The organism is Planobacterium oryzisoli, from assembly GCF_015354315.1.
In the GTDB taxonomy this organism is placed as follows: Bacteria; Bacteroidota; Bacteroidia; order Flavobacteriales; family Weeksellaceae; genus Planobacterium_A; species Planobacterium_A oryzisoli.
This window is the reverse complement of sequence record NZ_JADKYY010000019.1, coordinates 1-1391: the sequence shown is the minus strand read 5'-3', so window position 1 is coordinate 1391 and position 1391 is coordinate 1. Positions and strand designations below refer to the sequence as shown.

The following is a 1391-nucleotide window of genomic DNA, read 5'->3' as shown; positions in this document are numbered from 1 at the left end:
ATCATTGTTGTCCGATAAAACAAGAAGCCAATTTAATGGCTTCTTGAAAACATCGTAAATTTGTGTTTGCGACATAAAAAATACGATGAGTAAAAATAGTCATTTTTCGACAAAATCCGTTTTCGGACAGCTGATTTCACTAATTGATGAATCCCTCATCCGAAAAGAAGTAAAAAAGTGTGATTCTGACCGCTATACAAAGCGATTTAAAACCAAAGATCATCTGATAAGTATGCTTTTCTGTTCGTTTTCAAAGTGTACCTCACTACGTGAAATATCGGGGGCAATGCTTGGTCTGTCGGGAAAAACAGCCGGTTTTCAGTTAAGCCATATTCCCAAAAGAAGCACTTTGTCGGATGCCAACAAGAAAAGAGACGTTTTGGTTTTTGAAAATATCTACCACGGGCTACTCATGCAGTACGGCAGGTTTTTATCGGACAGCCGGATTCAGCATGTGATTAAAAAGCAGGTAAAAATCTTTGACAGCACCACTATCAGCCTGTTTAAGGATATTCTGGAAGGTGTTGGCAGAAACCCGAAAACGGGCAAAAAGAAAGGCGGTATCAAGGTCCATACAGTGATAAATGCGGATGAAACCGTTCCGGGTCTGGTTTGGTTTAGCGAAGCGAAAAAGCACGACCACGAGTTTTTAGACAAACTGAAATGCGATAAAAACACGGTTTATGTTTTCGATAAGGGATACAATGATTACAAGGCTTTTGAGCATTTTACCGAGCAAGAAACAGGCTTTGTAACCCGGATAAAAGACAATGCTTCTTACATCAATATTGAAGCATTAGACCTCGGGGAACATATCCACAGCGGTGTCTTAAAAGATGAAATAATTGAAATTGAGGTAAAAAAAGGCAAACAAACCACACCGTTAAGACTGCGAAAAGTGGTTTTTTATGACCGTGCGGGCAAAAGGGAGTTTGAGTTCCTGACCAATCTGTTTGATATGCGAGCCGATTTGATTGCCGCACTTTACAAAATCCGATGGCAGATAGAGCTGTTGTTCAAACAATTGAAACAGAATTTTCCTTTGAAATATTTTTTGGGAGACAACGAAAACGCCATCAAAATACAGATTTACTGTGTGTTAATGGTCAATCTTCTGCTGGCGGTCATCAAAAAGAGGTTGAAGAGGCATTGGGCATTTTCCAATCTGGTTAGTTTTTGCAAAATCCATCTGTTCAACAATATCAACCTGATGAAATTTCTGGAAAACCCTGAAAAAGACTGGATTATTGACCGGGATGATGGCAAACAACTGTCCTTTAATTGGTAGCTTGTTTTTGGAAATCAGTAAAAATTAAAAATTAATAAACTGATATGCAATAAGATAAAAAATAAATAATCTATAACTTAATGTTTATCGGACGAGGATGATT

General features: G+C 38.0%; 1 protein-coding gene. It reads left to right on the top strand.

Going from position 1 to position 1391, the window contains the following annotated elements; all coding sequences use genetic code 11:
- Window positions 1-85: 85 nt before the first annotated feature.
- Window positions 86-1288: an IS4 family transposase gene (locus IC612_RS09955; protein WP_194740035.1), complete on the top strand. Its 1203-nt coding sequence runs from the start codon at window positions 86-88 to the stop codon at window positions 1286-1288.
- The last annotated feature ends 103 nt before the right edge of the window (window positions 1289-1391 follow it).

Bases quoted from the DNA above. Each gene is read 5' to 3' on its own strand.
- IC612_RS09955 (WP_194740035.1), top strand. From the start codon at position 86: ATGAGTAAAAATAGTCATTTTTCGACAAAATCCGTTTTCGGACAGCTG.